General features: G+C 73.8%; 4 protein-coding genes. All 4 read right to left on the bottom strand.

Annotation, left to right across the window (positions count from 1 at the left end; genetic code table 11):
• Positions 1-17 precede the first annotated feature (17 nt).
• Genes WME73_RS45480 through WME73_RS45495 form a run of 4 tightly spaced genes read right to left on the bottom strand, consistent with a single transcriptional unit; the run spans position 18 to position 14,279 of the window.
• Positions 18-2,396, bottom strand: a complete 2,379-nt coding sequence (locus WME73_RS45480) for a penicillin acylase family protein (protein WP_437913632.1) — start codon at positions 2,394-2,396, stop codon at positions 18-20.
• On the bottom strand, positions 2,393-4,081 hold the full coding sequence (locus tag WME73_RS45485) for a cyclic peptide export ABC transporter (RefSeq protein ID WP_437913633.1): 1,689 nt from the start codon (positions 4,079-4,081) through the stop codon (positions 2,393-2,395). The genes WME73_RS45480 and WME73_RS45485 overlap by 4 nt, the downstream gene beginning before the upstream one ends.
• Positions 4,078-8,934, bottom strand: coding sequence for a type I polyketide synthase (locus tag WME73_RS45490; protein ID WP_437913634.1), 4,857 nt, complete (start codon positions 8,932-8,934; stop codon positions 4,078-4,080). The genes WME73_RS45485 and WME73_RS45490 overlap by 4 nt, the downstream gene beginning before the upstream one ends.
• Positions 8,931-14,279: an amino acid adenylation domain-containing protein gene (locus WME73_RS45495; protein ID WP_437913635.1), complete on the bottom strand. Its 5,349-nt coding sequence runs from the start codon at positions 14,277-14,279 to the stop codon at positions 8,931-8,933. Before WME73_RS45495 ends, WME73_RS45490 begins: the two co-directional genes overlap by 4 nt.
• Positions 14,280-14,632: the final 353 nt, after the last annotated feature.

The following is a 14,632-nucleotide window of genomic DNA, read 5'->3' on the forward strand; positions in this document are numbered from 1 at the left end:
GAGATGTGGTGATGACGTCAGCGGCGCTCGGGAACGAGCGTGAGCGTGTGTACGGCCGGCCCTGCCAGGAGCGGCAGCGGGCGCCCGTCGACCCAGGCGCGCTGCTGATCGCGGTAGTGGGGCGACAGCGGGTCGCCTGACTGGCCGGCCGGCATGTGCAGGATGCCGTCCTGCTCGTGGCCGGGCGAGACGACGAGCCGCTCGCTCGCGCCGACCGAGCGGGTGGCGAGGCGCACGCAGAAGCCGCACCCCGGGAGCGGCTCGTCCGGCATGTTGAGGCGCGCGGCGAGCTCCGGGCTCGCGCCGAGCGGGTGCGCGATCCGCACCCGGCTCACCGCGCCCCACTCGAGCTGGTCGAGGGGCCGTCCGCCGTGCTCCTGCTTCACCGCGATCATGGCCTTCTCCAGCGCCGCGAGGACGAACGCGTCCCAGCCGCCCGCCGGCGCCGGCACCAGATCGGCCGATCGCGCGTCGAGGGCGCGCTGGAGGGGCGTGTCGATGTCGGGCAGCGCCAGCGTGAGGCCCGGCTCTGCGGCGCGGCTGCCGCCGAGCCACGCGGCGAACACGTCGTCGGCCAGGACGCGCCGGAACCGCACCAGGAGCGGCAGCCCGACGCCGGACACGTCCGCGCGGCCGTCCCACGCGGCCGCCGCGCGCCGCGCCTCGGCGAGCGCTGGCCGCCTCGACACGGCCTCTTCGGTGAGCACGCGCAGCGCGAGGTCGCGGTAGAAGCCGAAGAACTCGGCCTGCGTATCGAGCTGCAGCTGGAACAGGTCCGCCTCGGTGACCGGGCGCGCCTCGCGCAGGCGCTCGGTGATGCGGTAGGCGCGGTAGCCGTTCGCGTAGTCGTGGCCGAGCACCGGCGCGCCCTCGCCGATCGGCATGCGGTGGTTGGCATTGACGATGAACCCCGACGGCGGATCGACGATGCGCGGCAGCGCGGCGGGGGCCAGGTAGCCATCCCAGCCGGCGCGCCCGTCCGCCCAGGAGACGCTGACCGAGCCGTCGAACCCGCGGCGCCGGGGCATGCGCCCTGTCACCGTCCACGCCACGCGGCCGCCTCGATCGGCCAGGAGGACATTGCACCCGGGCCCGCCGGCGGCGCGGAGCACGGCGACCGCCTCGTCGACGCTCCGGACCCGATCCATCTCGAGGAGCCCGAGGTCGACCCCCTCCGGATCGAGCGCTGTCCAGCGGACCGCGACCGGCGCTCCGAGGAGCGGCCTCGGCGCGACGGGCCCCCAGATCGTGCTGCGCACCGCGATGGTCGCGTCGGGCTCGCCGCGGACCTTGATCGTCTCCTGCGCGACGTCGAACCGCTTCCACCCGGAGGGCGTCAGGTACTCGTCCGGGCGCTCGGGGCGGGTGTCGAGCCGGACGAGATCCATCACGTCGCCGTGGAGGTTGGTCATCCCCCAGGCGACATGGCGGTTCGTTCCCACGATGACCAAGGGCAGGCCGGGCAGCACCACGCCCGCGACCTCGCGCTCGCCATAGCGGAGCTCCGCGCGATACCAGATGTTGGGGACGCCGAGCTCGAGGTGCATGTCGTTGGCGAGGATGGCGCGGCCGTCCCGCGTCCTCTGGCCGGCCACCGCCCAGCCGTTCGAGCCGACCGGCGCCTCGCCGGCGTCCTCGCTGAGCACGCGCTCGCGCTGCGGGCGCTCCTTCCGGCTCTGCGCCACCAGCGCTCGCAGCTCCTCGGCCGGCAGCGGCGGAGAGGCGGCGTCCTGCGCGCCGAGCAGCGCCTTCGTGTACGGGTCGATGCTCTCGATCAGGAAGGACATCACGCCCTCGGGGAGGCGCTGTGTCAGGACCGTTTGCGTCCGCTCGATGTCCTCGGTGACGCTCAGGGCGTTGAACATCCCCAGCACCACGAGGACGCTGTCCTCGGGGCGCCACGGCTCGGGCCGATAGCCCAGCTTCTGGAACTCGATCGGCAGCGCCTCCGCGCTCCGGAGAACCGCGTTGACGCCGTCGGCGTACGCGTCGAGCGCGGCGCGCTGGCTCTCCGGCAGGCGCGAGAGGATCGCCGCCGCGGCCCGCGGGAGGCCGTAGAGCCGCTGCCGGGTATCGGCCTCCAGCAGATCGCGCCCGAGGACCTCCGCGAGCCGTCCTCCGCTGCTCCGCCGGAGCAGGTCCATCTGGAACAGCCGGTCGCGCGCCGTGATGACGCCGAGGGCCCGGAGGGCGTCCTCCCGCGAGGCGGCGCGGATCGCGGGGATCCCCAGGCGATCGGACGTGACCGTCACCGCGCGCTCCAGGCCGGCCAACGTCGCTGCGTCGCCGGCGCGCGGCGCCGGGGCGAGGGCGGTGCCCTGGGTCTTCTCCGCGCAGCCGGCGATCGCCAGCGACGCGAGCGCCGAGAGGAGGAGTGAGCGAACGCTGCGCCTCATATCGCGTGCGCCTCCCGCGCCGCTCGCGGCTCCTCGCCGTCCCCGGCGGGGGCCGCGGGCAGCTCGGTCAGGCGGCCGAAGTCGAGCCGCAGGCAGCGATCCGCGAGCGCGAAGTACTGGTCGTCGTGCGTGATGACGAGGGCGGTCTTCCCCCTCGCCCGGAGCTCGGGCAGGAGCTCCGTGTAGAAGATCTTCCGGAACTGCGGGTCCTGGTCGGAGGCCCACTCGTCGAAGACGTAGAACGGCCGGTCCTCGAGGTAGGCGGTGAGCAGGGCGAGGCGCTTGCGCTGCCCCTGCGACAGCCCGGTCACGCGGAGGGCGCCCTCCTCGACGCGCACCCGGTGATCCAGCTGCAGCCGCTCGAGGTAGCGGCGGGCGCGCTCGTCGAGGTCGGGGCCGCCGAGGCCGAGCAGCCTCTCGAAGAGGTGGTATTCCGCGAAGACGACCGAGAAGAGCTGCCGGTACCGCTCTCGACCCGCGTCGTCGATGGGCACGCCGTCGAGCCGTATCTCGCCGGACTCCGGCGCGTAGAGCCCGAGGAGCAGGAGAGACAGCGTCGTCTTGCCGCTGCCGTTGCCGCCGACGAGGTACACGATCTCGCCGGGCCGGAAGGTCAGATCGATGGGCCCGAGCTGGAAGCTCCCGTCTTCCTTCTCCCGGTAATAGCGGTGCGTGACGCCGGCCAGCTCGAGGCGCTTCCACGCCGCGGGCGCGCCCTCCGCGCCGCTGCGCGGCGGCTGTGGCGCGGCGCCCGTGAGCTCCGGCGTCAGCGAGAGGCCGAGCGCGTTCGCCTTCGAGAGCGCGACGCTGGCGCGCCCGACCGCGGGCAGGAGCTCGACCGTCTGCGCGAACGGCGTCAGCAGGAACAGCATCGCCAGCACCACGCCCGACATCGCCGGCGGCGTCAGCCCTGCCCAGGCCGGGAGGGCGAAGAGCGTCAGCCCGAGGATCGCGTAGAAGAGCAGCGTGCCCCAGCCGATCGCGACGGAGAACTCGGTCGTGCCCGCCACGAAGTCCCGCTGGTACGTCGCGAGGCTCGTGCCGAGGGCGCCTTCCATGAACGCCCGCCCGCGCCCGCCGTGCATCTTGAGCTCCTTGATCCCGCCCGTGAGCGCGCGGAAGTGCTGGAACAGGGCGTCGCTCGTCTCGCGGGCGCGCGTGAAAGAGCGGATCGCGCGCCCGTTGTGCGCCCGGAAGAGCACGGCGCCGAGCGCCATGGCGCCGAGCACGATCGCCAGCGCCGACCACGAGAGCCGCCCGATGTAGGCCAGGCAGCCGAGGACGGTGGCCACGTTGACGCAGAGGAGGGGCAGGAAGACGTACGCCTGCGTGATGACGGCCGGATCGTCGTTGAGCGCCGCCAGGAGCCGGTGGGGGCCGATCTGCTCGATGCGGCGCAGCGGCGCCTCGAGGATGCGCTTGCCGAGCTGCATGCGCAGCTCTGCGATCATGGCTTGTCCCAGCCGGGTCAGGAGCACCTGGGAGACGGCCTTGCTCAGCACGCCGAGGACGGCGAGCGCCGCGAACGCCCACGCGAGCCGCGCGGCGGGGCGGCCGTCCGCGGAGAGCGCCTCCTGGACGAGCGCGATGATGCCGGCGCCCGCGAGCCCGCTGATCGCGCCGGCGGCGATGGCGAGCAGGAGGCGCCGGAGGTCGCGGCGCACGAGGAAGCCGAGCACGCTCATCGCCCGTCCTCCTTCGGTTCCTTCGCGGGGACCGGCTCGCCGTCCGGGCGCGCCGGCGCCTTCGGGCCTCCGGCGCCGGGGAGCCGCCGCGCGGTCCGCGGAAGCGCGACCAGCGCCGGCTCGGGGCTCGTGCCCGCGGGCGCCTGGCCGCGCGCCTCGTGGATGCGCTCCGCGAGCGCGGCCACGGTCGGCCGCTCGAAGAACTCGCGGAGCGGCACCTCCACCTGGAACGCCTCGCGGACGCGGTTGAGGATCTGCAGGGCGAGGAGCGACTCGCCGCCGAGGGCGAAGAAGTCCTTCCTGGGATCGATGGGATCGATGCCGAACGCCCGCGCCCAGATCGCGGTCACCTGCGCTGTGATCGCCTCGGGCGACAGGCCCTCGGCTGCGCTGGCGGCCGCTGCCTCGGCGCGCCGGGGCGGCTCGTGGCTGCGGCCTGCCGCAGCGCCGAGCCGCCGCGCCAGGGCGGCGCCCTCGTCGTCGCTGGGCAGGCCGTGGAGCGGGCGTACCGAGACGATCACCTGCGGCAGCGCCGCCTGGCTCAGGACGCGGTGGAAGACCTGGAGGCCTTCTTCCGGGCTCATCCCGTCGCGGATCACGTCGTCGATCCCGAGGGCGAGGAGGCGCGCCTCGGCGCGGGCCGCCATGCCGACGTTGCGCCACCGATCGAGGTTGACGGAGACCGTGTACGGCCCGGCCCTGCGCGCGCAGGCCTGCGCGTACGCGTCGAGGAACGCGTTGGCGGCCGCGTAGCCTGCGTGGGCGAGGCCGCCGCTCAGCGCGGTGATCGAGGAGCAGAGCAGGACGAAATCCGGCTTCAGGGCGCGGGCGATCTCGTCGATCGCCAGCGCGCCGAGCGCCTTGGGGCTGAGCTCCGCGTCCAGCGTGTCCGCGGTCAGCCGGTCGATGAGCCCGCCGGCGGCGACCCCGGCCGCGTGGATCACGCCGTGCAGGGCGCCGAACCGGTCGATCGCCTCGCGCGCGGCGGCGCGCATCTGCGAGGCGTCGGCGACGTCGGCGCGCAGCGCGACCACCTCGGCGCCGGCCTGCTCGAGCGCGAGGAGCCGCGCGCGTTGCTCGTCGGTCGGGGCCGAGCGACCCGTGAGGAGGAGCCGCGCGCGCGTCGTGCGGGCGAGGTGGTCCGCGAGCCAGAGGCCGATGCCTCCCAGCCCGCCCGTGATGAGGTAGACGCCGCGCTCTCGCAGCAAGGGGGGCGCCGCCTGGGCTGGCCTCAGCGCGACCGGCTCGACGGCGGGCGCCCAGCGGTGGTGGCCGCGGTAGGCGACGACGGTGTCGGCGGCGTCGGAGCGCGCCTCCGCGAGGATCCGCTCGACGAGGCGATCGGCCTCGGAGGTGTCCGGGACGGGGGCCTCGAGGTCGATCACGCGGCAGCGCACGTGGGGGTACTCCAGCGGGACGCTCCTGCAGACGCCGAGGAGCGGGGCGTGCTCGGGGCGCAGGGATTCCCGGCCGGTCAGGTCGTGCAGGCCGCTGGCGAGGGCGACGAGGTGGGCGCCGCCGGGCTGCTGGCCCAGCGCCCGTGCCAGCCAGAGCAGGGTGGCCGAGCCGCGGCGCTGCGCTTCGCGGAACGCGTCCGGGTCGAGCTGCGTCTCTCGTGTGGCGTCGTGGTGGCCGCGCCGATCGCCGAGGCTGAAGGCGTGCACGACGCGCGTGGGCGGCCCCGCGCTTGCGCCGAGGTCGCGGATGAGCGCGGCGTAGTCCTCGGGCTGGTCCAGGCGGAGCGTGAAGGAGCGCTCCGCGATGCGCTCGAAGCGCTCGCCGCTCCGGACACGGGTGACCCGCCGGCCGGCGCGCTCGAGCCGCTCCACGAGCCGGTGGCCGATCGCTTCCTCGTCCGTGAAGACGAGCCAGTGCGCCTCGTCGGCGTCCGCCGCGGGTGCGAGCGGTTCCAGGGGGGAGCGCTTCCACGATGGGACGTAGAAAATTCCATCCAGATCGGACGGCGCCCGCACCGAGGTTGAGGTCGAACCGACCGAGGTTGAGGTCGAACCGACCGAGGTTGAGGTCGAACCGACCGAGGTTGAGGTCGAACCGACCGAGGTTGAGGTCGAGCCGACCGAGGTTGAGGTCGAGCCGACCGAGGTGGTCGAGCCGACCGAGGTTGAGGTCGAGCCGACCGAGGTTGAGGTCGAACCGACCGAGGTTGAGGTCGCCCCCCTCCCCTCGGGCCGCTCCAGCCAGTACCGCTTTCGCTCGAACGGGGTCGCCGGCAGCGCGACGCGCCGCCGGCGTCGCCCCGCCTGCAGGCCTGCCCAGTCCACCGCAGCGCCGGCCGCCCAGACCTGTCCGACCGCGTCGAGCAGCGCCGCCCCCGCCGCGCCCTGGTGTGCAGGCTCGCGCCCCATGGGCATCGACGCGAGCGCCAGCGACTCCGCCGCGAGCTGCCGGCTCAGCGCCGTGAGCGTCTGCCCCGGCCCGACCTCCAGAAAGATCCGCTCCGACTGCTCCCGCAGGGCCCGCACACCATCGGCGAAGCGGACCGTGCTTCGGAGGTGCTGGACCCAGTATGCGGGGTCCTGCGCCTCGGCCGCGGTGATCCAGTTCCCGGTGACGTTCGAGATCCACGGGATGCGCGGCGTGCGCAGCGTGACCCTGCCCACCGCCTCACGGAACGCCGCGAGGGCGCCGTCCATCAGGTGCGAGTGGAAGGCGCGCGCCGTGCGCAGCCGGCGCGCCTCGATCCCCCGGCCCGCGAGCTCCTGCTCGACCCGCTGGATCGCCGCCGCCCTTCCGGACAGCACGCACTGCCGCGGCCCGTTGACGGCGGCCAGCGCGACCTCGTCGCCGAGCCAGCCCGCGACGTCCGCCTCGGCCGCGGACACCGCGAGCATCGCCCCGTCCGGCGTCGCCTCCATCAGCCGCCCCCGCGCCGCCACCAGCGCCACGGCGTCCTCGAGCGACAGGCACCCCGCGATGCAGGCGGCCACGTACTCGCCCACGCTGTGCCCGAGCATCGCGTCGGGCGTCACGCCCCAGGCCATCCACAGCCGGGCGAGCGCGTACTCCACGACGAACAGCGCCGGCTGCGTCATCGACGTCCGGTCGAGCCGCCTCGCCGCGTCCTCGACGTCCGCGGGCGCCGGGAACAGCAGCGCCCGGAGGTCCGTGCCCAGGTGGCGCTGGAGCAGCGCAGCGCAGGCGTCGACCTCGGCCCGGAACACGGGCTCGGTCTCGTAGAGATCGCGTCCCATGTTGGGCCGCTGGGTACCCTGCCCGGGGAACAGGAACGCGACCGGCCGCGGCCCGGCCGCGGGCCCGCCGGTGCGCACCGCGTCGCTGCGATCGCGCAGCGCGCGCGCTGCCTCCTCCCGCGAGCGGCACACCACGGCGCGGCGGTGGCCGAACGCCCGGCGCCCGAGCTGCTGCGTGTGCGCCACGTCGCCGAGCTCGAGATCGCCGTGGGTCTCCAGGTGCTCCGCGAGCGCGTCGGTCAGGCGCTCGAGCGACGCGCTCGACCGGGCCGACAGCACGAGCAGCTCGCACGGCCTGGGCGGGTCCGCCTCCGGCGGGGGCGGCGCCTCCTCGAGGACGACGTGCGCGTTCGTGCCGCCGATGCCGAAGGAGCTCACGCCGGCGCGGCGCGGCGCGCCGGGGGTCGACCACGCCGCGAGCTCGGCGGCCACGCAGAAAGGGCTGTTCTCGAGGTCGAGCGCGGGGTTCGGCGCGCGGAAGTGCAGGCTCGGCGGGATGTTCCCGTGGGCCACGGCGAGCGCCGCCTTGATCAGCCCGGTGACCCCTGCGGCCGCGTCCAGGTGCCCGACGTTGGTCTTCACCGAGCCGATCGCGCAGAAGCCCTTCCGGTCGGTCGTCGCGCGGAAGACCTGGGTCAGCGCGGCGATCTCGATCGGATCGCCGAGCGGCGTCCCGGTGCCGTGCGCCTCCACGTACGTGATGGAGTCCGCGTCCACGCCCGCGGCCGCGTGCGCCGCGCGGATCGCGCGCGCCTGGCCGTCGACGCGCGGCGCCGTGTACCCGACCTTGGCCCGGCCGTCGTTGTTGATGGCCGATCCCTTGATGACCGCGATGATCGCGTCCCGATCTGCGATGGCGTCGTCGAGCCGCTTCAGGAGGACCACGCCGACGCCGCTGCCGCCGACGGTGCCGCGGGCGCCTGCGTCGAACGCGCGGCAGTGCCCGTCGGGCGACGCGATCGCGCCTTCCTGGTAGAGGTAACCGCTCTTCTGCGGGACGCTGACGGAGGCGCCGCCCGCCAGCGCCAGATCGCACTCGCCGCCGAGGAGCCCCTGGCAGGCCAGGTGCACGGCGACGAGCGACGTGGAGCACGCCGTCTGCACGGCGATGCTCGGCCCTTCCAGGTTCAGCTTGTACGACACGCGGGTCGTGAGGAAGTCCTTGTCGAGCGCGAGGAGCGCCGCGACGTCCGCCGCCGATTGCAGGCGCGGCCCGTCGGGGAAGAGGTGGGCCAGGTACCCGCTCAGGCTCGATCCGGCGTACACGCCGACCGGGCCGCCCGCGCGCTCGGGGTCGATCCCGGCGCTCTCGAACGCCTCCCACGCGCACTCCAGGAACAGCCGGTGCTGCGGATCCAGCGCCGCGGCCTCGCGCGGCGTGAACCCGAAGAGCTCCGCGTCGAACATCTCGATGTCGTCGAGCACCGCGCGCGCCCGCACGTACTCGGGCCGCGCGATCAGCGCGGGGTCGACGCCCGCGCCGCGGAGCTCCTCGTCGGTGAGGATCGAGACGGACTCGACGCCCGCGCAGAGGTTTCGCCAGAACGTCGCCACGTCCGGCGCGCCAGGGAAGCGCCCGGCCATGCCGATGATCGCGATGTCCAGGCCCGGGCGGGGCTCGCCGCTGGTCGGTGTGGTCATTTCTTGGTCTCCAGTCCGCCGCGCCGACGCGCGAAGATCTCTCCGCGTCGCTGCTGGGCGGCTCTCGCCCGCTCGCCCTCCGGCGCTCCGCCCGGCGGCGTCGTCTTGGCGCTGGGATCCCGGCTCAACGCCGCCGCGAGCGAGGCGATGGTGGGGTGCTGGAACAGGACCAGCAGCCGCAGATCACGGTCCACCGTGTCGCGCAGCCGGCTGTGGACCTTGGCCAGCAAGAGCGAGTGTCCGCCCAGATCGAAGAAGTTGTCGTGAATGCCGACCTGCGGGACCGACAGCACCTCTCGCCAGAGCGCCGCGATGGTGCGCTCCAGGTCGGTTCGCGGCGGCGTCACGGCCCTGGCGGGCGCGTCGAGCTGCTCGGGCGCGGGCAGGGCGCGGCGGTCGACCTTGCCGTTGGGCGACAGCGGCATGCGGTCGAGCACGAGGATGGGCGCTGGCACCATGTAGGCTGGGAGCGCCTCGGCGAGCCAGGCGCGCAGCGCTTCGGGCTCCAGCGCCGCGCCGTCGCGGCCGGCGACGTAGGCGACGAGGCGCTTTCCGCCGTGGGCCTCGTCGCGGGCGAGGACGACGGCCTCGCCGACGCCGGGGTGCTGGAGCAGGCGGGCCTCGATCTCACCGAGCTCGACGCGCAGGCCGCGGATCTTGACCTGGAAGTCGAGGCGGCCGAGGAACTCGATGGCTCCGTCGGGCCTGTGGCGCGCCAGATCGCCAGTCCTGTACAGGCGCCCTCCCGGGGCGGAGCCGAACGGATCGGGCACGAAGCGCTCCGCCGTGAGGGCGGGCCGACGGTGATAGCCGCGGGCGAGGCCGATGCCGCCGATGTGGAGCTCGCCGGCGACGCCCGCGGGCACGGGCTGGCCGTGGCGGTCGAGCAGGTAGATCTGGGTGTTGGCGATGGGGTACCCGATGGGCACCGAGGCGGAGGTGTCCCCTCGCTCGCAGGCCCAGGACGTCACATCGATCGAGGCCTCGGTCGGGCCATAGAGGTTGTGCAGCTCTGCCTGCTCGAGCCGCTCGAAGCACCGCCGCGCGAGCTCCGCCGGCAGCGCCTCGCCGCTGCAGATGATCCGGCGCAGCGACCGGCACGACGCCGCGCCCGGCGTCTCCAGAAAGGCCTGGAGCATGGGCGGGACGAAGTGCAGCGTGGTGACGTCGTTCCGCGTGATCAGCTCGACGAGCCGCTCGCCGTCGCGGTGGTCGCCGGGCCTGGCGACGACGAGGCCAGCGCCGGTGATCAAGGGCCAGAAGAACTCCCAGACCGAGACATCGAAGCTGAAGGGCGTCTTCTGCAACACCCGGTCATCCCGGGTGAGGCCGTAGCGCTCCTGCATCCATTGCAGGCGGTTGAGCAGGCCCCGGTGGCTGTTGCCGGCGCCCTTGGGTCGACCGGTCGAGCCGGAGGTGTAGATCGTATAAGCGAGGTTGTCCGGCGACAGCGGGGTCGCGAGGTTGCCAGTCGGCTCCCTGTCGATCTCGGCGCGATCCGCGTCCAGGCACAGTACCTGGGCGCCGTGCGCCGGCAGGCGCGACGCCACGGACCGCTGGCTCAGCAGGACCGGCGCTCCCGCGTCCTCGAGCATGAACGCGATGCGGTCCGCGGGATACTCCGGGTCGATCGGCACGTAGGCGCCGCCGGCCTTGAGGATGCCGAGCAGCCCGACGACGAGCTCGACGGAGCGCTCTGCCGCGATGGCCACGAGCACGTCCGGCCCCACGCCGCGCTTCCTGAGCGCGTGAGCCACCTGGTTGGCGCGCTCGTTGAGCTCTCGATAGCTCAGCCGCTCCTCATCGAAGATCACCGCCGCGGCGTCCGGCGCCCGCTCCACCTGCGCCTCGAAGAGCTCGTGGACGCGCCGCTCGTCCGGAGTCGCGCGCTCGGTCGCGTTCCAGCCGACGAGGACCTGCCTTCGTTCGGCCGCATCCATCATCGGCAGATCGGCCAGCCGGATCTCCGGAGTGGCGACGAAGCCCTCGAGGAGGGCGAGGAGGTGCCGTGTCATCCGCGCGACCGTCGCGCCGTCGAAGAGATCGGTGTTGTATTCCCAGGCGCCGCGCGCTCCCTGGCCGTCGGGGACCAGGTTGAGCGCCAGATCGAACTGGGCCGTGCCCGTGTCCACCCGCTGCGCGCCGATCGACAGGCCGGGGATCTCCGGCGCCTGCTCGGGCGCGGGATCCATGGCGATCATCACGTTGAACAGGGGCGTGTGGCTGAGGTTCCGCTCGAGGGACAGCGCCTCGAGGACGCGCTCGAACGGCACCTCCTGGTGGGCCTGCCCCTCGAGGACCGCCGCGCGGACGCGGGCGAGGAGCTCGGTGACGCTCGGATTCCCCGAGAGATCGACGCGCAGCGCCAGGGTGTTGAGCAGGCACCCGACGACGCCCTCCAGCGCCGCCCGCGGCCGCGCGGTCACCGGCGTCCCGATGCACACATCGCTCTGGCCCGTGTACCGGTGCAGCAGCGAGAAGAGCCCCGCCGCCACGATCGTGAACAGCGTGGCGCCCGTCCGCCGCCCGAGCGCGCTCAGCCGCGCCACGAGCTCCGGCGGCAGCGCGAGCTCCTCGCGCGCCCCCGCGTAGGTCTGGACCGCGGGCCGCGGCCGATCGGTGGGGAGCTCGAGGGGAGGCACGGGCCCCTTCAGCCGGTCGCGCCAGTACGAGAGCTCCCGTTCGCGCGCTGCCGCCTGTTCGTTCTGGCGCTGCCACAGCGCGTGATCCGCCTGCTGCAGCGCGAGCGGCGCGAGCGCCGGGGGCCGCCCCGCGGCGAAGGCGCCGTAGAGCAGCGAGAGCTCCCGCAGGAGCACGTTCATCGACCAGCCGTCCGCGATGAGGTGATGGCAGGTGACCGAGAGCACGTGCTCTCGCTCGCCCGTGCGGAGGAGCGTCCAGCGCACGGGCGGCGCCTCGGCGAGGTCGAACGCGCGCCGCGCCTCCTCGCGCAGGCGCGCTTGCAGGGCGGACTCCCGCGCTTCCTCTGCAAGAGCGCTCATGTCCTCCAGCGGCAGCGCGACCGGCGCGGGCTGTGTGATCCGCTGGACGGGCCTCCCTTCGACGGAGGGAAAGCTCGTGCGAAGGGCCTCGTGGCGGGCCGCGAGCTCTGTCACCGCCTTCTCGAGCGCCCCCGCGTCGAGGGCCCCGGCGAGCCGCACGGCCGCCGCGATGTGATAGACCGGCGCCCCCGCGACCAGTTGCTCCAGGAACCAGAGGCGCTCCTGCACGAGGGACAGCGGCAGCCGCTCCGGCCGCTCCACCGGCGCGAGCGCCGCGGGTCTGCCCGTCGATCCGTCCGTCGACGCGCCGGCCTGCCTCGCCTCGATCCAGGCCGCGAGCGCCGCGACCGTCGTCGACTCGAAGAGCTGCGCCGGTCCCACGTCGACGCCCAGCGCCTCGCTCACCCGGCCGCTCACCTGCATGGCCCGCAGCGAATCGCCGCCCAGGCTCAGGAACTCCTCGCTGCGGCCGACCCGCCCGCGCCCCAGCACCTCGGCCCAGATGCCTGCCAGCGCGCTCTCCAGCGCCGTTTGCGGCGGCTCCGCGCTCTCGGCCTCCGCGCGCGGCGCGCGGTCGACGCGCGTCGACTGCCACACGGCGTCCAGGGAGCCGTCCAGGAACCGGGCGCGGCACGCCCTCCGCTGCACCTTGCCGCTCGTGGTCCGCGGCAGGTTCCCCGGCTTGATGAGCACGACCGCGTGGACCGCGACCTCGTGTCGGTCGGCCACGGCGCGCTCGATCGCCGCCCCGAGCTCCGCCGGCTCCGACGCGGGCGCGCGCCGCCCGAGCTCCTGGACGATGACGATCCGCTCCTCGCCGTCGACGTCCACCGAGAACGCCGCGCCGCCGCCGGCGCGGAGGCCCGGGTGGCTCTCCTCCGACGTGAGCTCGATGTCCTGCGGGTAAATGTTGCGCCCGCGGACGATGATCAGATCCTTGAGCCGGCCCGTCACATACAGCTCGCCGCGCGAGGAGAACCCGAGATCGCCGGTCCGCAGGAACGGCCCTTCTCCCGTGGAGAGCCGGGCCTCGAACGTCAGCGCCGTCTCCTCCGGCCGCTCCCAGTAGCCCTGGGCCACGCTCGCTCCGGCGACCCAGATCTCCCCGACGCGCTCGTCCTTGCAGGGCCTGAGCGTCTCTGGATCGACGATCCGCACCTCGTCGCCTGCGGGTGATCCCCCGCAGCCCACGAGGGCGACACCGTCCTCTGGCCTGCGCGGCTCGAACACCGCGTGTCCCTGGGCTAGACCCGCGCGGTCGACGGCGCGCACGACGGGCGGCGCGTCGGCCGCTCCGCCGGTCACGAGCAGCGTCGCCTCGGCCAGCCCGTAGCAGGGATAGAACGCTTCGCGCCGGAACCCCGCGGGCGCGAACGCCTCGGCGAAGCGGTCGAGCGTCGCCGCCCGGATCGGCTCGGCCCCGTTGAAGGCCACCTTCCATGAGCCGAGATCGAGCCCTTCCCGCTGCTCCGGGGGGATCTTGCGGATGCACAGCTCGTAGGCGAAGTTCGGCCCGCCGCTCGTCGTGGCCCGGTAGCGCGAGATCGCCTCCAGCCAGCGCCGCGGCCTCATCAGGAAGTGCTCGGGCGCGAGCTGGATGCACGGCACGCCCACGTAGAGCGGCTGGAGGATGTTGCCGATGAGCCCCATGTCGTGGTGCGGCGGCAGCCACCCGACGATCACGCTCTCCGCGGTGTGCGCGAACGCGCGCTGGATCATGAGCTCGTTGCGCAGCAGGTTGCCGTGCGTGAGCACCACGCCCTTGGGCGTCCCGGTCGAGCCCGACGTGTACTGGAGGAACGCCACGGTCTCGGCGGTCACGCGCGGCGCTCGCCACGCGTCTTCCTGGCCGTCCCGGATCGTGTCGACGGCCATGCAGCGCAGGTGGCTCAGCTCGGCGAAGCTCGGGTCGTCGCGGAGCATCGTCACCGCGCCCAGGAACGCCTCGGTGGTGAGCACGACGCTCGGCCGGCAGTCGCGCACGATGGCCAGCACGCGCATCAGCCCGCTCTTGCGCTGCGGCAGCGGGACGGGCACCGCGACGAGCCCCGCGTAGAGGCAGCCGAAGAAAGCGGCGATGAAGTCGAGCCCCGGCGGCACCAGGAGGAGCGCGCGGTCACCCGCCCGCGCGTCGGCCTGGAGCTCCGCCGCGAGCGCGCGCGCCCGCCGATCGAGCTCGCCGTACGTCATCGCGCGGGCGTCCGCCTCCCCGTCGACCAGGAAGGTGGTTGCGTGCCCTGACGGGCGCTGCTCCGCGCGACGCCGGAGCAGCGCGACCAGCGTCACAGGCTCGTTTGCGCCGCGATCGCTGATCGCACGCCCAGCGGATCGGTTCGACTCCATCGCCACCTCAGCTCCCGACGAAGAAAGCCCGACAAAAAGAGGTCCCGCTCACCAGGCTCTGGGCTCCGAGCTTGATGACGCAAAGCGTTGTGAGCGAAAGCGCCGGACAGTTCCTTCGGCGACCGCGTCACCCGCCTGTCGATGCGACGTTGCAATGTTGAAAATGAAAATGATGATCAACTTCTGAACGGCGGTTCTATGGAATACAGATCCGATTGCTGTCAAGGCAAAAACCGACACTGGTCCGCGAGGATGCGCGACGAGGGCGAGCGGAGCGGCGGGATGGGGTCTGGGGGCGCTGAGGGAGGCCTGGCGGGGCGTGGCCGGACGGGGAGGGGGGCGGTCCGGTCAGC

Source organism: Sorangium sp. So ce302, from assembly GCF_051530145.1.
Classification (GTDB): Bacteria; Myxococcota_A; Polyangia; order Polyangiales; family Polyangiaceae; genus Sorangium; species Sorangium cellulosum_B.